Below are 20,798 nucleotides of genomic sequence, written 5' to 3'. Positions count from 1 at the left end.
CGGTTACCGCGGAACAGCGAAATAGCCGCGGCAACAGAACTGCAGGTCTATCTGCCCGTTCGGTTCGGCGTAGCCGTCGTGGAGCATGTTCTCGGTGGGGGCGATGTAGGCCTCGCCCGGATGGATGGTGATCTTCGTGACCGGGTAGCGCGGGAACACCTCCATGAAGCGATTGCCCAGGGAGCGGCGCGGGTTGTGCGCGCCGTCGAGCAGGCCGCGTCGGCGCAGCGCCCGCTCCATCGCCTGGAGGGGAGCGTTGACGCAGAGCAGCCACCGGTCGTGGTGACCTACGTTGACGGACAGGCGATTCGGCGCCGCCGCGCGCTCCGCCAGCGGGCTGTCGTCCCAGCTGTCGACGTGCAGTCCGACCCGGCGGCCGTCATCTCCCGTCGTCATCGTCGGGTTCCCCGCGGGTGTCCTGCCGTAGATGAGCGGGTTTTCGATACCGGGCCGCGCCGGATCGTTCAGCGTCATGGCCCAGCGGATCGCCTCGACCAGCGCCATGCGGCCCGCGGGACCGTCGATCAGTGCCGCCAGCGCCTGCCCATCGCCGTCGGCCGCTGCGGCGCGCAGTGCGGTGAACGCCGAAAGCACCTGGGCGGGAACGGGAAGAACGGCGATCCAGTCACCGGGCCGGGCCTGCGGGGCGGGCGTGCCGTACAGGATGGCGCGTTCATGACAGGTCGGCGACCGCCACCGCTGGCCGGGTACCATCGCGCCATCGGAATACGTTGCGGCGCAAATGGCTTCGGTCGCCGGAAGAACGCCGGAACTCAGTTCCACCCGTCCGGCGACCGGTGCGCCGGACGGGAGCAGCAGGGTAATTCCGTCGAGGAGGCCGGGGTGGTCGATATCTTTTGGGATGATCATGGGTGTTCCAGTGGCCGGTAAGTGGTTGGGGTGCCGCGTATTTCGTGGTTATGCGGCGGCGTGCTGTCGTTGCCACCGCGCTACCGTCTCGGGTATCCGGCCGCGCAGCTGCTCGATGATGTAGGCGATCACCGGCCTGGCGGTGCACAGCAGGGTGCCGTGGCCGTCCTGGTCGCGATCGCGGGTCTCGGTATCGGCGACCAGCGAGCCGCCGCAGACGTCGAAGAACGGGCAGGACAAGCAATTTCGGGCGACCCTGCGCTCGGCCTCGACCGCACAGCGTTCGAAGACCGGGCTCGCCAGCATATCGGCGAACGGCTCGGTGAAGATATTGCCGATCGACCATTCGGGATCGCCGTAGGGTTCGCCGTAGGTGAAGCACGAACCGTCGGTGTTGACCAGCACCACCGGCAACCATTCCCGGCGGTCGCAGTATTCGGTCCGCTGGTTCCCGGCCAGATGCTGGGCCGCGAACTGCACGTAGCCGTCGAGCGGAGCCGGGGGTCGCGCCATCGTCTCGCCCGCCAGCCACAGATCGACCAGTCGGGCAAGGGCGCACAGCTCCTGTTCTCTGCTCACCTCGAACGGTGTGGTCTGGCCGGGTTCGCCGGTATCGAACAGCGGCAGCACCCGGAAGTGCAGATTCCGTTCCTCGAAGAAGCGGAACACCTCGTCGACGGCGTGGATGTTCTGTGCGGTCAGGACCGATATGCAGCCGAAGGGGATACCGTCGGCCAGCAGCGTGTCCAGGTTCCGAGCCACGCGGTCCTGCGAGTCACGGCCCGCCGCGTTCACCCGCAATCCGCCTGCCACGTCTACGGATACGCCAATGGAATCGAAACCCTCGCCGAGCAGCCGGCGGTGTTCATCGTCCAGCACAACGAGATTCGTCTGGACGCTGTTGCCCGTCGGGATCTCCGCACCGAATATCTCCCGCTGATCGGTCCACGTCTGTCGGTAGAAACGCGCAGGCTGCAGCAGCGGTTCGCCACCGTGCCAAATGAATTCGAGCTTGGTCCGCGCGCCGTCCCGGTTGTCGGTGAATCGGATATAGTCACGCAGGTTGCGATACATGGCGGCCACCTGCGCATTGGACATGGCCGCGCGATTGCCGAGTTCCGGGTATTCATAACAATATCGGCAGCGCAGATTGCAGAATTTCGAGACCTTCACCACGATCTGCATACTTCTGTTGGTCGAATCCACTTGGGGCACAATCTTTCTTGCGTTGACGTACGGGGAACGCCCACCGCCGGGACGTGCACGGCCTGGCGGCGGGCGGGTGCACGGATCAGGGTTGGGACAGCTGCTGGAAGGGGTCCGGCGGCGGATTGACCGGCGGGGGCGCCTGGTGGAACGGCTTGAACTGATCGAAGCCTGTGCCCTGACGGAATGGGCCCTCATGGAATTGATGGAACTGGTGGAACGGATTCGGTTCCACCGTGTCCTGATGCACACCGTGCGCGGCGGTGAGTTCCACGGTGGCCCCCTGGCCGAGCAGTGTCGACAGGTGAGTCAGCGGTGCGGCCCCGACCGCGGGGGTCGGCACCGGCGGGGCGGTCGCCGCCTCGGCCGGACCGGCGACGCCGGCCACGACAGCCGGAACGGCGGTCATGGTCGCGGCGATCGCGGCGAGCCGGGCTATGGCCGCGGCTCTACTGCTTGGAGATGACATTCGGTTTCCTTCCGGTTGAGCCCCCGCCGGTACCGGTGGGCATCGGCGGGGACATTTACGGATACGTCCGGGCGTTACACGCCGGGACCGGAAACCGATGCGGTGCACATCCTTCGAACGCTGGCCAGACGAGACTCACTGGGCCACAACATCGTCGGCGGATAGACCGCCGCGACGGGCAATGGGCAGCAGCGCGCCGAGAATGCCGAGGCTCGCAAGGGATATGAGATCCAGCGAGATGGCGGACAGCAGTACGCTCGCCATCAGCATGACCGGACTCCACCACGGCAGCCTGCCCGCCCGTGCGAGCAGGATCGCCAGCACTACCAATCCGAGGTAGAAAAGCTGCGGCCCAACGGTGTACACCGCGAGGTGGACGCCCGGGATCATCCAGAAATCGTGGTAGAGCTCGTTCATCCGAGCGTTGTCGCTCGCCATGGCGGCGACGACGATATCGGCGCCGAACTGAATGATCGCGGCGATCAACCCGGCGATGGTGACGGCCACGACGCCGCGCCGGGCCGCGGTGCGCGGCAGTTCCCCGCCCAGGCCGAGCACCACCGGAACGAACAGCACCAATGCGGCCAGCCCGGCGAGATGCGCGGCCTGCCAGGCGAAACCGGGACCATACTGCCCGCCCGCCCTTCCGGCAAGCCGGATCAGACCGTATCCGCAGAAACACAGAGATGCCGAAACAGTCAGCGCACCAGAAAATTTCACCTACTCATCCTGGCGGCCCGCCGCTCAGCGGACCTCAGGGAAAACCCTGGTTCAGGCCCTGAACGGCGGAACCATACCGCTCCCAACCGCTTTGAGCGCGGTCAGTCGAGCCCTTCGACCACCCGGACATCGCGCCGCACCGTATCGCCGAGCACGGCGACGGCTTGCTGATAGCTCGCACTGCGGTAGGCGGCGAGCGCCGCCGCGTAACTGGGGAACTCCACCAGCACGGTGCGCTCGGCGATGCCGAGCTCGAATCCGGTAACCCGGCCGCCTCGGGCCAGTATCCGCCCACCCGCCGCCTCCAGCGCCGGTTTGGCGAGCGCTCCGTATTCGGCCAGCCTTTCCGGATCCTGCACCGAGCGATAGGTGCCGACCAAGTATCCCTTCGCCACTTCCGACCTGCCCTTCTTATTCGAATGTTTTCCGGGACGGATACTAGGTGCCGGATCGCGGCAGGCTTAATTCCTTTTCCGAATGCGGTATGCACCACAGTTATGTTGGCTGGTCACGGTCTATGCTCGATGGTTATGGATGTCGAATTGCGGCAACTCCGCGCATTTATCGAATTGGCTCGGGAACGGTCGTTCACCCGGGCGGCGGAGCGATTGCACATCACCCAGCCTGCTCTTACGCGCACCATCCAGCAGCTGGAAACCGCGGTGTGTGCCCGACTTTTCGAGCGCAGTTCGCGCCACGTCGCGCTGACCGCCGAGGGCCGCGAGCTGCTGGAACCGGTGGAACGCGCACTCGGCGAGCTGAACCGGGCCGTCGACGCACTGCACCAGCGGGGCACGGTCCGGTTGGGTTTCAGCTGGCTGATGCCGGATCCGTGGGCGCAGAAAACCATCGACGAATTCGAGCGCAGCTGCGGCCACCGGGTGCAGGTGACGCGCTGCGAGGACCCGCTGGCCGATCTGCGGCGGCACGCGATCGATATCGCCCTGGTCCGTGGGGATGTCGATGCGGAACGGTCGATCCGGCTGGTGCACCTGTTCGACGAGGCGCGCGTCGCGGTGGCGTGCTCGATCCGGTCGGAGCTGCGCGACGCCGAATCCATCGATTGGCGCGAGGTGCCGCGCTGGCCACTGGTGGCGAACGTGGTCAGCGGGGCCACCGGGCCATGGTCGTGGTCGCCCGGCGCGGGTCCGGCGACGGTGATCGAGACCGCGAACTACGACGAATGGGTGGAAGCGGTGGCCGCGAATAGGGGCATCGGCGTCGCGCCGGAGAGCGGACGGCGCCGGATAAACCATCCCGGAGTGATGTTCATCCCATTGCTGAACGCACCCGCATTTCCGGTTCGACTGGCATATTTGCCGCAGTCGCAACGGCTGCCGCTGCGCCGTTTTATCGATGTGGCAGTGGCCTCGGTGGACTGACGCTCACATCGATCTATACGCTGCGGAAATAGATCCGGCACATCAGGCATTTCTCATCGGCGTGCGGAATATCTAGCGTTATCCGCGGGCTTCGTCCGCTGATGCCCGGAAAGAGCGCTGATGATCGATCACGAATTACGTACAGAGAAATCTGCGGCCGTCGCAGGAATCCGGATATTCGCCGTATACGCGGGTGCGGCACTCGGCCCGCTCGGCGGTGGAGTGGTGGCCCCGATGTTGCCGCAGATCGCCGGCTCGTTCCACGCCTCCACCGATACGACGGCATTGACGATGACCGCGTACTTCATTCCCTTCGCGGCCGTGCAGCTGATCTCGGGGACCGTCGGGGAACGTTGGGGTAGGCGCCGGACCGTGCTTGCCGCATATCTGATCTACCTGATCGCCGCGGTCGCTGGGGCGGCGGCGCCGAATATGGTGGCGCTGTTGGCGACTCGGACGATCATGGGTACCGCGAACGCGTTCATCTCGCCGCTGCTGCTATCCGGATTGGCCGATATGGTGCCCACCGCCCGGCTGAGCCGAGCGGTCGGACTGCTCGCCAGCTGCCAGGCCGCCGGACAGTCGGTGGCGCCACTGCTCGGAGGTATTGCGGCAGCGACGAATTGGCGTTGGGCGTTCGTCGGCGTCGCCGTCGCGGCCGGTGCGCTCGCGCTGGCGCCACCACCGGGAGCGCCCCGCCCGGGCGCCCGAGCACCGCGCCTACGGCCGCTGGTGAATCGGCGGATGGGCAAGCTGTCGGCGGCCGCGTTCGTCAGCTACTTCGGCGCGGCCGGATTGCCGTTCCTGGTAGCGCTGTACGCCGGGGAGCACCTGCGGGTCCGGCCCGCCGTGATCGGTGTCGCCCTCCTCGGATTCGGCGTCGCCGGACTGCTGCTCGGCGCGAGCTGGGGCGCGCTCGGCGACCGGTTCGGCGCCCGGCGCTGCGGGGCGATCGCCGCCGTCTGCTCGGCGGTGCTCGTCATCGCGACCGGATCGACGACAACGCTGCTGGAGCTGGTCATCTGCTGGACCGCCGCGGGCGTCGCCTACTCGATGCTCAATGTGTCGCTGCAAAACCTCACTGTCCGTGAGGTTCCCGACAATCGAGGTGGCGCGCTGTCCGCGGTGTCGGCATTCCGATTCGGCGGGGCCGCCGTCGCCCCCGTCGCCCTGCTGCCGCTGTACCACGTGGCGCCCGAGCTGGCGTTCCTCGTCTCCGGTGGATCGCTGCTGGTGGCGACGGTCAGCCTGGCGCTCTTGCGGCCGCCGGTCGCGCTCGCGGCACTGCGGCCGTGACTCGGAGCTCCGGGCGAGGGAGCAACAGATGTGGTTGGCCGCCAGTGGTTTTCGACCGGACTATTGTTGGGTTCGATCGACGTCCGGTACGAGAGAGGATGTGCTGTGCCGACAGGGGGGCACAACGAATATCTGTTCGAGACAATGGGTTCGGAGCCTCGGCTGATCGCCGACGGCGGTCGCGCACGCGATTTCCGCAAGGTATCCAGCATCTTTCGGGGCGCCGAGCGGACGTTGATGAACGGTCTGCTCGCCGAGGTCGTCGCGACGGGGGAGACCGTGGTCCGGACCGGCCGCACCGCCGACGACGAACCGCGCACGATCACCGGATTTCCGGTGATCGGTCCGGACAACAACGTCGCCGGTGTGCGGGTCGCGGCCGGTGCCGATACCGTAGCGCCCGTTCACCATCGGACCACCGTCGCTTATCAGTGGGAGCTTGGGATTCCGAACGGTCCACCGCGCCTGCACATGCCGCAGCAACTGGTGGATCTGTTGGAGATCACCGAAACCCACCGGGATCGAGTGGTGTTCGGGCCGTTGGACTTTTTCATCCGGGTCGCCCGGACTCCGCAACTCGTGCGGATGTGGGAGTCGATCGTGGATGCGCAACCCGGCTATGTGGACTCCGGGACGTTGCTCATGCAGACCGGTGACGGGCGGCCGTGGGCGCTGCTGTACGCGCAACGATACGTGACGACCGAGGTGGGCCCGCGGCTGCGGGTGCTGTGCCAGGACGTCACCGACATCATGGACACGCGTGAGATGCGCAGGGAGATAATGGATGTCAACCTGGCGCACGCGGCCATCGAGTCCAGTGGGCAGTTCGGCAATATCTGGGACTGGCGGTGGCCGGTCACCTGCATCCTGAAATGGATTCCGGGTTTCCCGCCCGGTCTGGGGCACGGCGCCAGCAGCGGCCAGCGGCCGGGGCTGCATCCGGACGATATCGCCCGGATGCCCGAGATCCGCGCGCGTGCGTTCGCCGAAGGGCATGTGCGAGAACGTGTTCGAGCGCGCCGATTGGCAGGCGGTTGGATGTCGGGCACCTTCACCTGGCGTCCCATCGATCCGGAGGTATCGAAGACCATCGGTTTCGCATTGGTGAAGTTCGATGAGCCGGACAGCGAGTGACCGCCAGGTTGGCCGAAATTGTCAACGGATACCGATCATGGCTCGACTACTGTCGTGAATTGCGGTATGTCACTTCGAGGTCGGCCCCTTCCGGCGGTCCTCCCGCCATCCCGTACCACGCGTACCTCCCGATGAGGTTGTGGCGCCCCCGCACATCCGGGGCGTTACCCGCGCTCGACGGTTCCCGCAGGCGACTGCATGCGCCCACACCATCGAGGCCGAGGTATGCCCATCTTCCACTCCGTCCATATCCATTCGACATACCGCGAGTGCACCGAGGACCCCCAGCCGTGGGGTTCCGTCAGCATTCATCAGGACATCGGTTGCCGTTCGACCGAATCCGGTGAAAGTTGTTGGGGGAGTGCTGATCCCCGAGCTCCCGGAGGTGGACCGCCCGACGCCGCGAGTCGACGCCGAAGGCTCCGCTGAACCGTGCCGTCGCGGCGATCACGATGGCGAGCACGGGGAGCACCCATAGGGCGGTGCTCAGTCCGGTGCGGTCGGCCAGATGGCCGATAAGTGGCGGACCCGAAACATAGCCGAACCATCCCAGCGCCGCGACGGTGGCGATGGCCGAACCGGGATCGGTGTGCGAATTGTCTCGGCCGACAGCGGCTGCCGCGCTGAACGCGCTCGGCACGAGCAACGCCAGCCCGACTCCCGTCGCGGCAAAGCCGAGTACCGCGGCCATCGGCTGGTGAAGTGCCAATGCCGCGCAGATGCCAACCGCGAACACCGTCGCCAGCGCCGGAAGAAGTGTCCTGTTGCCGAATCGGCGTTGCAGCACAGTGCCGCTCAGCCTCGTCAGCACCATCGTCAACGCGTACGCCGCGTAGCCGAGGCCGGACGACGCCGCACCGGCGCCGAGGTCATCGCGGAGATAGGTCGCCGACCAGTCCGCGACCACGCCCTCGCACAACATGGAAGCAAAAGCTATGCCGCCCAACATCAACACCGGTACCGAGACGACTCGTCGCGTTGAATTTATTTCGGTTACAGCAGGTTTCACGCTATCGGCGATAAGTGCTCGAGACAGCGCCCAGACCAGCGCGATCGCGATCGTGCCGAGCCCGGCAAGCTGGCTGCTCAGCTCGACGCCGATCGCGACGGCACCCGCGCCGACCAGCGCGCCCGCGAAGCCGCCGATGCTCCAAATCCCGTGCAGCCGAGACATTATCGGTGTGGCGACCGCCTGCTCCACCGTCACGGCCTGGGTATTCATCGCCACGTCGAACGCGCCCTGGAACAGGCCCCAGAACGCGAGCGCGACGAACAGCAGGATCGCCGAATCCGCGAGTCCGACCGCGACCCCGCAGACCGCATACCCGACCACCGTCGCCTGGATCATCCGCGTGCTGCCGACCCGTGACAGCAACCAGCCCGTTATCGTCATCGCGGTCACCGAGCCGATCGGGGCGCCGAGCAGTACGGTGCCCAAATCCGCGTCGTCGAGTTCCAACCGGTCCTTGATCTGTGGGATGTGCGCGGTCCACGATGCGAACAGCAGCGCGTGCACGAAGAACGTCGCCGCGATCGAAACCTGGGCGCGCACAAGCGGTCTCGCCTCGGTGACGGTCGCGGTTCGCGCCGGATCAGACACGATGCACCTCGATGCCTTCGGCCTGTAAGGCCGCGACCGCGTCCTGCGGGGCGTCGGTATCGGTGACGACGATATCGATGGCCGAGGTCTGGCAGACGACGGCCATCGCCGTGCGCGCGAACTTGCTGGAGTCGACCATCGCGATGGTCCGCGTCGACGCGGACATCGCCGCCCGCTTGACCGCCGCGTCCTGAAGGTCGTAGGCCGTCACACCGCGGTGGGGGCTGAAGCCGCAGCAGGTCAACAACATCGTGTCGAACCGAAGCGTCGCCAGATTCTGCTCGGTCATCGGCCCGACCAGTGACAACTCACCTGACCGCACGGTTCCGCCCGGCAGCAGCAGCGAAATCCGCGCCGCCGCCGCGAGTACCGCGAGCGAATTGACCGCGAGGGGCACGACGGTGACCCGGCGTGGGCTCAACGCGTGCGCCGCGGCCAAACCCGTTGTGCCGCTGTCGAGGACAACCGATTCACCATCGGCGATGAGCGAGATGGCGGCGGCGGCGATCCGGGCCTTGACCGCACTGCGCTCCAACTCCCGCATGGCGAACGGCAACTCTTCGCCCCGCAACATCGAACTGACCGCGCCGCCGCGCACCCGCCGCAGCACCCCGGCCTGCTCCAGATCGGCCAGATCACGCCGAACCGTAACCTCCGATGTCCCTAATGCGCGGGCCAGTTCCGCAACGGTGACCACCTCGGTGGCCTGCAACGCCCGAACGATCTCCGCATGCCGGTCCTCTGCCACAGTCATACTCATAACGTACATCATCTGTGATCATTCGAAAGCAATCTGTGATCGATTCGAAGGATCGCTGCTGGGATGCGCCCGTGTCCGATTCTGTTCGTTGCCGGTAACCCGCTACCGGGCGTCGGCGCGCAGCCGGGCGAAGTTGTCGTAGGTCCGCTCGACTTGGGCCCGGCCGATCGCGGTGTATTCGCGCAGGCGTTGTTCGTAGCGGGCCACCGCGGTCGGCAGATCCGAGTCGCCGTCGCGCGCCTCGATCAACTCGGCGGTGAGCAGATCGGTATGCAGCAGTGCGACATTGGCGCCGTTGCCGCCGGGCGGTGCGAGGTGCCCGGCGTCGCCGAGCAGGGTGACCGCGCGAGTCGGCCACGCGGGCAACGGATCTCCCAGGCGCATGGGCACGATCCCGCTGTTCTCGGGATCGGCGTGCCGCACCAGGGCGCGCAGCTCCGGATGCCATTCGCGGATCGAATCGAGTATCCGGCTCGGGTCGCCGTCCGCGGGCGCCGGGCCGGGCATCAGGAAAACCCAGCGGATATAACTGGAGACGTCGAGCAGCCGCACATCCGGCGCCATGGTCTGCGCGGACAGTGCGGGCGACCGACGAAAACGCATGGCGCCCAGCATCAATTGAATGTCCGGGCTGGTGACGAAGAGACTCCGCCCGGAAACCAACCCCGCGAACCGCTCGGTGAGCGGAGTGCGCCCGATGGCGGCGCAGATCGGGAGTTCGCGCATCTCGACCTGCGGCAGGAGTTGTCTGCGCACCTTGGAGCCCAAGCCGTCCGCGCCGATGACCAGATCGGCCGATGCGCGGCGGCCGTCGGCGAACGCCAATTCGACGCTTCCATCGGCCAACTCGGTATACCGCTCGAACCTGTGGCCGAACCGGACATGGTCGGCCACATCGGCGAACAGCAGGTGGCGCAGCACATTGCGGTCGAACATCCGGCCGTGCTGGCTGACCTCGGGCTTGTCGAGCGCGATCAGCTGTGGATCCACGGTGCGTGCGGTGCCGTGGAATTCCTCACCGATCGCCTCGAGCAGCTCGTGCAGCCGGGTGGGTACCGCGCGGCGTAGCGCCGCGAATCCCTCCTCCTCCAACGTGATTCGGTATCCCTGGAAGCGGGCCTGCAGCGCCGCGTCTCGTTCGTAGACCTCGACCTGGAACCCTGCTGCCAGCAATCGATGGGCCAGTGCCAAACCGCCGAGTCCGGCGCCGATGATCGCAATTCGCATGCGGCTCAGCGTGCTCGGACCCTCTTGCGGCGCGCTTGCGCCGCACATGCGTCGGCTCGGGACAGGCTCAACGCACCGGTCAGGAATTCTTGCGGGTGAACGTGTACACCGAGCTCTGCATCTTGCAGGGAATCGGCTTGTCGACCACCACCGTGAGATTGCCGGAGGCCGGATCGTAATCCAGGCCCTCGGATTCGAAGGTGCCGTGGCAGACGCTGAGCTGCGGCAGAGTGCCGACGGAACGCACCCTCGCCGATTTGTCCTTGCCGTCGAGCACCCCGCTCCAGCTGACCTCCAACAGGGTGGGCGTGGTCCCGCCGCCGTTCGGGACGTCGGAGGTGCACAGCAGCGTCGTCGCGTCGAAAAAGGTGCAGCCCTGCACATTCTGCACCGGCTTGTCGAGGTTCAGATACCCGGACCGAGTGATCGGTCCGGCCTGTGCCGCCGCCGTATTGAGCAGCGGTGTCGGGAAAATCAGGAAGCGGGACATGCGATCCCACTCGCCGTTGAGCATCCACTGACCGTCGGGGGTGACAGCGACCCACGAATTATTGAAGCGCGCACCGGGTTCCAGCGTGTAGACGAAATCCGCGGTCGCGCCCGCGGGGTCCGTCGCACGGAAGAGTTTCGTCGAGCGACCCGACTGCTCGTAGGCGTCGAAGAGGTAGCCCTGTGCCGAATCCGGATCGCCGACGTGATTCCAGCCCTTGTCCGCCAGGTCGGCGGGCACCTGCCCGACGCCGCGGAACACCAATTCCGAACCGGCGGCGGTCTTTCGGGTCGCGACACCCTCGCCGACGGTGAACACCGAATCCTGCCGCACCGCGGTCTGCTGCCAACCTTCCAGCGCGGCTTCGGTGTTCATCTCCGCCTGCGGCGCCTGCTGTGCCGGTTGCGCTGCGGCGACAGCCGGAACAGTAAGCGCGACAAAGGCTGCCGCGCAGATCGCACCCCAACATAGTCTCATTCGCGTCTTCCCCGTCCAATCTGCCCGATACCCCATGCGAATCCTGTCATGCGAGCGCATGATTCGGGCGAGCTTGCCGGCACGCCGGGAATGTCAGCGGGCTGAAAACGAGCTCGGCGCCGCCACAACCCGCTGCGACCGATGAGTTCCTTTGCGGCTAATGGACTTTCGATCCACCACCGGATGACTTCTTGCCGGATCCGGAGGTAAGGGCGTCACCCGCCTTGCCGAACGAACTGCTGCCCGTGCCCAGCGCCGCGCTGCCGGAGCCGAGCGCCTTGGCCAGCACGCCCAGCGGCTCGGCGATCGCGCTGCCGGTGCCTCCGGTGCTTCCGCTGCTGATCAGGCCCGCCACCGGCGCGGCGGCGGCGCTGCCCGTGCCGAGGGCCGAGCTGCCGCTGCCGAGGGCCTGCGCCAGCGCGCCGCCCGCGGAGCTGCCGCTGTTCAAAACCTCGGCGATACTGCTCAGCACCGCACCGAGATCGGGCGCCTTCTTCGAGTCGGCGACGGGCTCGGGGCGGGCGTGGCGGGGGCGCGTGGTCGGACGATCGGACACGTTCAGCGTCCGGCTCTTGTTCGGGGCCTTCGGCTCGGTATCCACGGCGGCCGTGTCGGGTTCCGACGAAGCCTCGTCATCCGGGTCGGTGGCGTCGGTGAGCGGCAGACCGCGCTGGCTCGACGGCGCTTTCGGTTGTCCTACTTCGTATTCGATCGGGTCGGTCGCCGGCGCGACCGCGGCGATGCGGTCCGTCGTCGGTGCGACCGCGGCGGGCGGGGCCGCATTGTCGGATTGCGGTGCGGTATCGAGATCGGTCCAATTGCTGGCCAGGGTCGTCGCCCGATCATCCGGCGTCGGTCCGTGCTCGGCCGAGACCGCGGCCGTGATCAGCGCGGTCATCGAAAGCATGGCCAACCGCGCCGAAATCAGGGGATTGCGCGGTGCGCTGTGTTTACCCATCAGTTCTGTCCTTCTGGAGTCGTGGATTTTCGCGAATTCGAATACTCGATGGCGCGATAATTTCGCGACGGGCGTATATCGATCTGGACAAGCTGCGGCATTGCAATTCGAAGCGTATGTGCCGGAATGCGAGATGGCCAGCCCGATGAGGCCGCCTAAAGATGAGTTAATCTCGGCCGAAACCCCTGGTGAGTCTTAAGTAGTGGCTTAAAACCCTTTCAGTGCAACACGATTCGCATTGCGAGCAGGTCACGGTTTGCCTACGATTGGGTGGCGGACCTGCTGACGGGTTTCGCTGGACCGAATATATCGAATCCGTTCCGATGATATTTCGGATGCCGACTCCGGGCATCGAATTACGCGGGATATTTCTTATTCGCTCAGGCCGGAATATCCGAGCGCGCAGTCATCGCACATCATGCCGACGGCGAAATGCTGTGCGCCTGTGCGGGGACGCTGTTTCTACCCGACATACCTCGAAGGAATCATGAGCCTTTCATCCCTTTCACTGCGATCACTGTCCGCCGCCGTCGGGCTGTCGGCCGTCGCGTTCTGTACCGTCACGGCGGCGCCCGTCGCCTTCGCGGCACCGCAGTCCGCATCCGCCGCCGACGAGGTGATCAGCCTGACCAACGCCGAACGCGCCAAGGCCGGATGCCCCGCGCTGAAGACGGAAAGTCATCTCACCCGCGCCGCCCAAGACCACACCGAGGATATGGCGGCCAACGGATACCTCGATCACAACTCGTCGAAGGGTGATCCGGGTGACCGGATCAGCGCGGCGGGCTACCGCGCTCAGGGCTGGGCCGAGAACATCGCCGAAGGTCAGCGGAGCCCCGCCGAGGTGGTCGACGCCTGGATGAACAGCGCGGGACATCGCGCCAATATCCTCAACTGCGACCTTCAGGACATCGGTGTCGGCTATGCCACGAGCGGCGACGGCACGCCCTATTGGACCCAGGACTTCGGCACCCCCGCTGGGGCGAGCCCGGGTCGGCCGGGTGACGGCAACAACCCCGGCGATGGCAACAACCCTGGCAACGGCAACAACCCCGGCAACGGCGATCCCAGTGACGGCAACAACCCCGGTGACGGATACCCCAGCGATGGTGACACCTATCCGGGCGGTGACAACGACTGGGGCAACTGGGATACCTCCGACACCGGCCAAATCCCGTGGGACCCATGGCACAACGGCTACGACATGCCGTCCGAAGGTCAGATGGACGAATACTCGATGTACTGATCCAGTGGGATAGTGGCAACCGTGACAACGGAATTCACGGTGCGTCCGGTCGGCTGGGTGGAATCGTCGCTCACCGACCGGGCTGCGGCCCCCAAACAGGGTGACGAAGGCGCGCCGCAGGCGCGGATCAGGTTGTGCGCGGATATCTTCGAGGCCGCGGCCGACCTGCGGCCCGGTACCGAGGTGCTGGTGCTGACCTGGCTGCACCAGGCGGATCGCGATGTTCTGACGGTGCGTCCGCGCGGGGATATGTCGCGGCCGCCGACCGGCGTCTTCGCCACCCGGTCCCCGGCGCGGCCGAATCCGATTGGGCTGCACCGGGTGACGATCACCGGAATCGATGGAATGTTCCTCGCGGTCGACGCGCTGGAGGCCGTCGACGGCACACCGGTCATCGATCTGAAGCCGGTGCTCGGCGGGGCCGACGAGCGATGATCGCCACCGTCGTCATCCGTCAGTCGTTTTCGGGCAAGGGGCGGATCAGCGGGGTCAATATCCGGCGATAGTCCTCGAATCCGATGTAGTCCGCGGCGTCGATCTCGATGGTCTGCGCGGTATCGGGGTGGGCGAAGGAGTGCTCACCGGTCAGGCGGGCTCGGTCGTCGTAGTGCCACAGCATCGCGATCAGTTGCCGCACAATGTAATAGCCTTCCGGGTCCGCGTCCGGCAGTTGGTCGCCGCGCAGATACAGGTCGTAGACCGCCTCCGAGGCGAATCCCCAGTCCGCGACCGCGAGTCGCTCGTCACGGATCACGACCACGGTGCCACCCGATTCGGCCATCGTCCGGTAATAGTCGGAAACCTGTTGTCTGCCATCGAGTGTCAGGCTCCGGCCATCGATGTTCATGTAGTAGACCGGATGTTCGACCGTCATATCGGGCGCGAAGATCTCCGCCCACCGGCCGGTGACCTCCAGCAGGGCATGCCGGCGATAGTTCTCCAGGATCCGGCGGTGATGCCGGTCGCGCGTCACGGCGAGCAGCTCGTCGGCGGCCCGGGTAAGTGCGGCGATGTCGTCCAGGATGACGGCCATTTTGTTCTCTCCCAACGGGTTCCGTAGAACCGGTAGTGGTACTGCCGTTTCAAGGTACCCCATGAAACGGTAGTATTACTACCGGTTTACCGTGCGACGTCAGCGGTGGCCGAGCCCTGCCTTGAAAGCGGTGAACAAGTTGCGCCCGTACTGCCAGACGCCAAGGCCGCTGGCGGAATTGATGTGTCCGAGGCGACCCGCGACGATGTGGTCGAGTCGCCACCCGGCCGCCAAGGCGGCGGTTGCGGCGGGCGCGCAGTAGGGATCGTCGGTGCTCGAGACCACGACACCGGGCAACTTCAGCGGCGCGGTGGTGGTCGGAGTGAAACTCCTTGCGGCCGTTGGGAAGTTCGGGCCCGAGCTGTCTGGAGGCGCGACGAGGAACACGCCGATCACGTTCGCGGCGCCGGGGCGTCGGCGGATCAACCATTCGGCGACCGCAAGGCAGCCGAGGCTGTGGGCCACCGCCACCGTCTCCGGTGCCGCGACGGCGCGATCGAGGGCATCGAGCCAATCGTCCAGGTCGGGTTCGGTCCAGGACGACGGTGCGATACGCGTTGCCGCCGTACCCCATTCGGATTGCCAGTGGCTCTGCCAGTGATCGGCGTCGGAGTCATCGATGCCGGGAACGATCAGATAGTGCACTATCGTTGCCTTTCATTCCCTGAAGCGGGATGGTGCGGATGTTTCGATGGACAACTGTGTGCGATCCATTCGCCGCTGTCACGGCAGGCCGATGAATGGAAAGCGAATGACCACACGGACAACGGTTTCATTGGATCCGACCGACCGGGCGATCCTTCGGTTGTTGCAAACCGAGGCCCGCCTCGGTGTCACCGAGATCGGCCGCCGGGTCAATCTGTCCCAACCGGCGGTATCGGCACGGATCAAACGCCTCGAACAATCGGGTGTCATCACCGGCTACCGTGCCGTGGTCGATCCGGTGGCGCTCGGCCTGAATCTGCATGCCGTCATCCGGTTGCGCACCACCCATGCCCACCTCGCCGCCGTCCTCGCGCATTTCGCGGAGGTCCCCGAGATCACCACCGTCTACCGGCTGACAGGGGAGGACTGTTTCTTGATCGATGTGTTCGCCGACAGCTCCGAACGCATCGAACAGATCGTCGACGCGGTCGCCCGATTCGGTCCCGTCACAACATCTCTGGTCCTGCGAACCTACGAAACCAAACCCGTCGCACCCCGCTAGATACGAAGCGGCCCCGGTAACCGAGAGGTCACCGGGGCCGCTTTCAGGCCGCTCGACAGAGCACCCCCGTATCAGCCGGCGCTGATGCTGATCCCCGTACCGACAACCTTGACAATTTCGATCGCCAGGTTGGCGAGTGCGGTGAGCAGTTCGAGCATGAGGTGACTCCAATCATTCGGTACTACATCGGACGCTCGAGCATCCGTGAAATATTTTTCGGGAAAATGAACGCGCGGCGGCCGAGCGGCTTCGAATACCGGACGTTTCGCCGAAGCGGGCGACTAGCACGCGTTATAGCTCGGAAATAATTCTATGTAAAAACTCACGGTTTCAACGGAATTCGCCCACATCGGACATTGTGCTGGTTTCGATCATTCGGCGCATTCGATATTTTAATGAACTCGGCGTATAGGCAGAATATGACATTTCGTCCGATTGTGCGACCGATGAACCGACCGGCTCATCGCCGGACGATGCGGTCCCGTATGCGGGCTTCCCCGGTGCGATCGCAGGAGGTCTTGCAGTCCCGCTATCTAGTGCTACTATCTACCGGTAGTCAATGGCACTAGGTAGTGATCGAGGGTGATCATGACGATGACAACACAGCAAAATCCGGCGATCCGGGTGCGAGGTCTGGAGAAGTCGTACAAGGACCTGCACGTGCTGCGCGGCGTGGATTTCGACGTGGCGCGGGGCGATATCTTCGCCCTGCTCGGCTCCAACGGGGCGGGCAAAACCACGGCCGTGCGAATCCTGTCCACGCTGCTGAAGGCCGACGCGGGTACGGCGAGCGTCAACGGCTACGACGTGGCCGCGCAGCCGGACAGTGTGCGTGAATCCATCAGCCTCACCGGGCAATTCGCCGCCGTCGACGAAATCCTCAGCGGGCGGGAGAATCTCGTGCTCGTCGCGCATCTGCGGCGCGTCGCGAATCCGAGCGCGGTCGCCGACGACCTGCTCGCGCGTTTTTCGCTTACCGACGCGGCCACCCGGAAGGTGTCGACATATTCCGGCGGTATGCGCCGCCGCCTCGATATCGCGATGAGCCTCATCGGAAATCCGCCGGTCGTATTCCTCGACGAGCCGACAACCGGCCTCGACCCCCAGGCCCGTATCGAGGTGTGGGAAGCGGTGAAAGAGCTTGCCGCACAAGGCACCACAGTGTTGCTCACCACGCAATACCTGGACGAGGCCGAACAACTCGCCGACCGGATCGCGATCCTGCACGAGGGCCGGATCATCGTGAACGGCACCCTCGCCGAACTGAAGCAACTGCTGCCACCGGCCAGGGTCGAATACATCGAGAAGCAACCAACTCTGGAAGACGTTTTTCTTGCCCTCGTCGGCAGCAACAGCACGAGTAAGGATCAATAATGACAACACGTTTTCTCGGCGACACCGGCTACCTGCTCGGCCGATCGCTGCGCCATATCCTGCGCAGCCCCGACACCATTATCACGACCGCGATCACTCCGATCGCGATGATGCTGCTGTTCGTCTACGTTTTCGGCGGCGCGATCAAGTCGGGGTCGGATGAGTACGTGAACTACCTATTGCCCGGCATTCTGCTCATCACCATTGCCTCGGGCATTTCCTACACCGCATACCGGCTCTTCCTGGATATGAAGAACGGCATCGTCGAACGATTCCAGTCCATGCCGATCGCCCGCTCGTCCATCCTATGGGCGCATGTGCTGACGTCGTTGGTGGCCAACGCGATCTCCGTCGTCGTTGTCGTACTCGTCGCCCTGCTCATGGGTTTCCGCTCCGGCGCGGGCGTGCCGGCCTGGTTCGCGATCGCCGGGATTCTGCTCCTGGTCACCCTGGCATTGACCTGGCTCGCCGTCATCCCCGGCCTCACCGCGAAAACCACCGACGGTGCGGGCGGATTCTCCTACCCGCTCATCTTCCTGCCATTCATCAGTTCGGCATTCGTGCCGACCGACAGCATGCCCGGACCGGTGCGCGCCTTCGCCGAACACCAGCCGGCCACCTCGATCGTCAACGCCATCCGCGACCTGTTCGCGCAGCAGCCGGTCGGCAACGACATCTGGATCGCCCTCGGCTGGTGCGTCGGCATCCTTCTTGTCGCGTATTACTTCTCGATGGTCGTCTACCGCCGCAAGGTCTCCTGACCGAGCTCGCGTGAATTCTCCTGGTCCACACCGGATGTGGAGCGGGAGATTACGGGAGTACGAGGCAGACGGGTCCGAGCTGGATGCCGGTGCCGACGTTCACCGATGCGGTGACAGGTGTTGCGCCGGGGTGGTTTTCGATCACCCAGATGCGGTGCGCGCCTTTGGTCGTCGGCGTCCAGGTGACGGTCGCCTTGCCGTCCACATCGGTGGCCAGGTAGCTCGGCTTCAGCGTTTGGGTGGTGCGGTCGTTGGCGGTTTCGTCGACGAAGATCAGCGCGTCGTCCGGCGGGGCGCTCGCGGTGACCTGGTACGAGCAACCGGTGCCGTAGGAACTCGAACTGCCGAAGCTGAGTCCGGGTGCGACGTCCACGCGGCTGATGTCGGCCTGTGCGGCGGGCGACGCGAGGCCGATGGCGGTGATCAGCGCGCCGGATGTCAGTGCCGCCACGGCGACCTTCTTCGAGTGGATCAAGGCGAAACTCCCTCTGTGTCAACAGGTTTCCCCTTCAAAGGGGTTGAAATCGAGAGTACACAGGCGGAGTGCTGCCACCCGACCCCAGTTTCGGGGGATGGTGTTTCTTCGCGAGGTCGCGTCGGTCGGCCGCGGAAATGCCCCCGAGTCATGCACTGCTCGAGGGCATTCCGTTGGAAGATCCGCGGTAGGTCAGCTGGTCGGGGCGCTCCTGCTGCCTGCCGTGGCGGGCGAATTCGTCCTAGGCGTCGCGTCGGGTGCTGCCGGTGCGGCGGTCGGAAGCGGGTCCGCCATGGCCATATTGATCACCATGTTGCCGAAACCCCTTGACATGAACTCCATTACAGCGAAATCGTTATTGTTGAAGTTGTCGCACCAGCGGAACGGGTTGTCCACGCAGCCGCCGTCGGTGCCGGGGACGTTGCCCTCGAAGTTGCCGGTGGTCCCGCCGAACAGGGCGACATCCGAATCCAGCTTGCAGCAGTCCTGCCCGGTGAGTACGCCACTGGCCGGGATCCCCGCCTGGTTGAAGGTGAAGGCATCGGTGCCCACCGGCGAGAACAGGATGTTCTTCTTGCCGATCGAGTCGAAGTATTTGATACCCAGATCCCGGGCGACCTGCGACGGTTTGTACACGTTCGGCGGGAATTGCGTGGAGACGGTGCGGGTGAACAGATCCACCCCGGCCGGGTCGAGCACGCCGACATCATAATTGGGCGTTGCGGTCACATCCGCGTCCAAGTCGTACCCGATCTTGGCTTTATCGGCAGCGCTGAGATTGTTGACGTAGTACGTCGAACCCAGCAGGCCGAGTTCCTCGCCGCCGAACCAGATGAACCGTAACTTGTTGTGCGGCTTGGCCTTGTGCAGCAGTTGGGCGATGTTCAGGATCGTCGTCGAGCCGGAGGCGTTGTCGAGCATCCCGGCGCCGTAAATGGCGTCCAGATGCGCGTCGACGACGACGGTGTGGTCCGGGTCGCCTTCCTTGGAGTCGGCGATCACGTTGTAGTCATCGGCATTCGGATTCACCACCGCCTGTACGTCGATGGTCATCGTCGGTACCGCGGAACCACCCGCGTCGACCTGGGTGAGCAGGTCGCTGCCCGTCGCGAACGAAGTGAACGCGACCGGGATCTGCGGCACGATCCGGTTGCCGTTGGCGTCCACCAGGCTGCCGTTGACGACGCCGGTACGCCCCGGATTTCCCTCGTTGAAGATGATCACTCCGGTGGCGCCCGCGGTTTGGGCGTTCTGCACCTTGACGCCGTAGGAGCAGCCGCCGCGCTGGATCAGCGCGATATGGCCCGCAGTGAAACCCGTGAAATCGGCGGCGGTACAGCCGCTGGTCGAGCTGGGCGTCGGGGTCGGCGGGATGACGATTCCGCCCGCGGCTTGCAGCGGCGCCGTGGCCGACCCTTGGGCCTGGCCGGGATTCCAGTCGGTGACGACGGTGTAATCGTGTGGCGTCGGCGATGTTTCGCTGAATTTCGGCAGGCCGGTGAAGGCGAAGTAGAAGAACTTGTAGTTCTGGATCGTTACGTCGTAACCGCTATGGCGCATGATTTCGGCTACGTAATCCGCCGACGCCTTGTAACCCGGCTCGCCGGAGTTGCGGGACGGGTGGCCGTCGGGCCCCGGATTGGCATCGGCGATCGCTTGGAAGGCACGCATATGGTGCTCCAGATCCGCCGCCCGAATACAGGGCAGCAGCTTTTCCGCGGTGTCGTTCACGCGGTGAAAGCAGCCGGACCAGCTCGGGTCCTCGCTGTTCGTGGGGTCGGCGCCGGATGGCGCCGTGGCCATGGCGGCCGACAAGGCGGCTGCCGCCGAGAAGATCATTAATCGGCGGAGCAGCCGTCGAGGACGTCGTGACATTAGTTACGCTCCCATCAAAACACTTGGAGCCGAATGAATTACGTATAGCGTGACATGCGCGCGTCAATACATGACTGGGGAAACTTCGCTCCCCAGAACATATTCCGGCGTCCGTTCAGCGGGATTCGCGTTCGATTGCCTGTTGCCGCCGCCATTTTGGCCATCGAATGTTCGATTTCCTCGCGCAGGAATTCGAAAAAACCGACGGGTCTCGTCCAAGCGGCGGTCCGGCGCGCCA

At 65.2% G+C, this 20,798-nt stretch carries 22 protein-coding genes; 8 read left to right on the top strand and 14 right to left on the bottom strand.

Annotation, left to right across the window (positions count from 1 at the left end):
• Positions 1–3: 3 nt before the first annotated feature.
• The 5 genes from LGY53_RS25770 to LGY53_RS25750 form a co-directional block, all read right to left on the bottom strand.
• Positions 4–870, bottom strand: coding sequence for a hypothetical protein (locus tag LGY53_RS25770; RefSeq protein ID WP_225729292.1), 867 nt, complete (start codon positions 868–870; stop codon positions 4–6).
• Between the two features lie 48 nt (positions 871–918).
• Positions 919–2,076 (bottom strand): radical SAM protein, encoded by a 1,158-nt coding sequence (locus tag LGY53_RS25765; RefSeq protein ID WP_225729291.1) that lies wholly within the window; start codon positions 2,074–2,076, stop codon positions 919–921.
• Positions 2,077–2,161: 85 nt separating this feature from the next.
• Positions 2,162–2,545 carry a hypothetical protein gene (locus LGY53_RS25760; protein ID WP_225729290.1) on the bottom strand — a complete coding sequence of 128 codons (384 nt, stop codon included), beginning with the start codon at positions 2,543–2,545 and terminating at the stop codon, positions 2,162–2,164.
• Between the two features lie 135 nt (positions 2,546–2,680).
• Positions 2,681–3,265 carry a hypothetical protein gene (locus LGY53_RS25755; protein ID WP_225729289.1) on the bottom strand — a complete coding sequence of 195 codons (585 nt, stop codon included), beginning with the start codon at positions 3,263–3,265 and terminating at the stop codon, positions 2,681–2,683.
• Between the two features lie 101 nt (positions 3,266–3,366).
• Positions 3,367–3,660, bottom strand: a complete 294-nt coding sequence (locus tag LGY53_RS25750; protein ID WP_167474286.1) for a DUF1330 domain-containing protein — start codon at positions 3,658–3,660, stop codon at positions 3,367–3,369.
• Between the two features lie 135 nt (positions 3,661–3,795).
• On the opposite strand from LGY53_RS25750, the gene LGY53_RS25745 reads away from it, so the two are divergent.
• From LGY53_RS25745 to LGY53_RS25735, 3 genes are all read left to right on the top strand, one after another.
• The gene (locus tag LGY53_RS25745) at positions 3,796–4,647 is read left to right on the top strand and encodes a LysR family transcriptional regulator (RefSeq protein WP_225729288.1); all 852 of its coding nucleotides are present in this window, start codon (positions 3,796–3,798) and stop codon (positions 4,645–4,647) included.
• A 120-nt stretch (positions 4,648–4,767) separates the two neighbouring features.
• The gene (locus LGY53_RS25740; protein WP_225729287.1) at positions 4,768–5,943 is read left to right on the top strand and encodes an MFS transporter; all 1,176 of its coding nucleotides are present in this window, start codon (positions 4,768–4,770) and stop codon (positions 5,941–5,943) included.
• 105 nt (positions 5,944–6,048) lie between these two features.
• Positions 6,049–7,077 (top strand): GAF domain-containing protein, encoded by a 1,029-nt coding sequence (locus LGY53_RS25735; protein ID WP_225729286.1) that lies wholly within the window; start codon positions 6,049–6,051, stop codon positions 7,075–7,077.
• Between the two features lie 301 nt (positions 7,078–7,378).
• On the opposite strand, the gene LGY53_RS25730 is transcribed toward LGY53_RS25735, so the two are convergent.
• From LGY53_RS25730 to LGY53_RS25710, 5 genes are all read right to left on the bottom strand, one after another.
• Positions 7,379–8,677, bottom strand: coding sequence for an MFS transporter (locus LGY53_RS25730; RefSeq protein WP_225729285.1), 1,299 nt, complete (start codon positions 8,675–8,677; stop codon positions 7,379–7,381).
• Entirely contained in the window at positions 8,670–9,431 is a 762-nt protein-coding gene (locus LGY53_RS25725; RefSeq protein ID WP_225729284.1) for a DeoR/GlpR family DNA-binding transcription regulator, read from the bottom strand. The genes LGY53_RS25730 and LGY53_RS25725 overlap by 8 nt, the downstream gene beginning before the upstream one ends.
• 108 nt (positions 9,432–9,539) lie before the next feature.
• A complete protein-coding gene (locus LGY53_RS25720) occupies positions 9,540–10,664 on the bottom strand; it encodes an NAD(P)/FAD-dependent oxidoreductase (RefSeq protein WP_225729283.1) in 1,125 nt (374 codons plus the stop codon).
• Positions 10,665–10,743: 79 nt separating this feature from the next.
• Positions 10,744–11,631 carry a hypothetical protein gene (locus LGY53_RS25715; protein WP_225729282.1) on the bottom strand — a complete coding sequence of 296 codons (888 nt, stop codon included), beginning with the start codon at positions 11,629–11,631 and terminating at the stop codon, positions 10,744–10,746.
• Positions 11,632–11,788: 157 nt separating this feature from the next.
• Complete coding sequence (locus LGY53_RS25710; RefSeq protein WP_225729281.1) at positions 11,789–12,589, bottom strand: hypothetical protein; 801 nt, start codon at positions 12,587–12,589, stop codon at positions 11,789–11,791.
• A gap of 487 nt (positions 12,590–13,076) precedes the next feature.
• Between LGY53_RS25710 and LGY53_RS25705 the strand changes: the two genes are divergently transcribed.
• Positions 13,077–13,835 (top strand): CAP domain-containing protein, encoded by a 759-nt coding sequence (locus tag LGY53_RS25705; RefSeq protein ID WP_225729280.1) that lies wholly within the window; start codon positions 13,077–13,079, stop codon positions 13,833–13,835.
• Positions 13,836–13,856: 21 nt separating this feature from the next.
• Complete coding sequence (gene tsaA / locus LGY53_RS25700) at positions 13,857–14,270, top strand: tRNA (N6-threonylcarbamoyladenosine(37)-N6)-methyltransferase TrmO (RefSeq protein ID WP_225729279.1); 414 nt, start codon at positions 13,857–13,859, stop codon at positions 14,268–14,270.
• Positions 14,271–14,289: 19 nt separating this feature from the next.
• On the opposite strand, the gene LGY53_RS25695 is transcribed toward tsaA, so the two are convergent.
• Together LGY53_RS25695 and LGY53_RS25690 are read right to left on the bottom strand one after the other, a co-directional pair.
• A complete protein-coding gene (locus tag LGY53_RS25695) occupies positions 14,290–14,868 on the bottom strand; it encodes a hypothetical protein (RefSeq protein ID WP_225729278.1) in 579 nt (192 codons plus the stop codon).
• 99 nt (positions 14,869–14,967) lie between these two features.
• Complete coding sequence (locus tag LGY53_RS25690) at positions 14,968–15,513, bottom strand: alpha/beta hydrolase (protein WP_225729277.1); 546 nt, start codon at positions 15,511–15,513, stop codon at positions 14,968–14,970.
• Positions 15,514–15,619: 106 nt separating this feature from the next.
• Between LGY53_RS25690 and LGY53_RS25685 the strand changes: the two genes are divergently transcribed.
• From LGY53_RS25685 to LGY53_RS25675, 3 genes are all read left to right on the top strand, one after another.
• Positions 15,620–16,075: an Lrp/AsnC family transcriptional regulator gene (locus LGY53_RS25685; protein WP_225729276.1), complete on the top strand. Its 456-nt coding sequence runs from the start codon at positions 15,620–15,622 to the stop codon at positions 16,073–16,075.
• 588 nt (positions 16,076–16,663) lie between these two features.
• The gene (locus tag LGY53_RS25680) at positions 16,664–17,449 is read left to right on the top strand and encodes an ABC transporter ATP-binding protein (protein ID WP_305082726.1); all 786 of its coding nucleotides are present in this window, start codon (positions 16,664–16,666) and stop codon (positions 17,447–17,449) included.
• Positions 17,449–18,210 carry an ABC transporter permease gene (locus LGY53_RS25675; protein WP_225729274.1) on the top strand — a complete coding sequence of 254 codons (762 nt, stop codon included), beginning with the start codon at positions 17,449–17,451 and terminating at the stop codon, positions 18,208–18,210. Before LGY53_RS25680 ends, LGY53_RS25675 begins: the two co-directional genes overlap by 1 nt.
• 49 nt (positions 18,211–18,259) lie before the next feature.
• Here the strand turns inward: LGY53_RS25675 and LGY53_RS25670 are convergent, their stop codons facing one another.
• Together LGY53_RS25670 and LGY53_RS25665 are read right to left on the bottom strand one after the other, a co-directional pair.
• Complete coding sequence (locus LGY53_RS25670) at positions 18,260–18,685, bottom strand: hypothetical protein (RefSeq protein ID WP_225729273.1); 426 nt, start codon at positions 18,683–18,685, stop codon at positions 18,260–18,262.
• A 192-nt stretch (positions 18,686–18,877) separates the two neighbouring features.
• Positions 18,878–20,416, bottom strand: a complete 1,539-nt coding sequence (locus tag LGY53_RS25665) for a M28 family peptidase (protein ID WP_225729272.1) — start codon at positions 20,414–20,416, stop codon at positions 18,878–18,880.
• Positions 20,417–20,798 lie beyond the last annotated feature (382 nt).

The sequence above is a fragment of the Nocardia sp. JCM 34519.1 genome (genome assembly GCF_020361265.1).
GTDB lineage: Bacteria > Actinomycetota > Actinomycetes > Mycobacteriales > Mycobacteriaceae > Nocardia > Nocardia arthritidis_A.
This window is presented reverse-complemented; position numbering and strand designations above follow the sequence as displayed.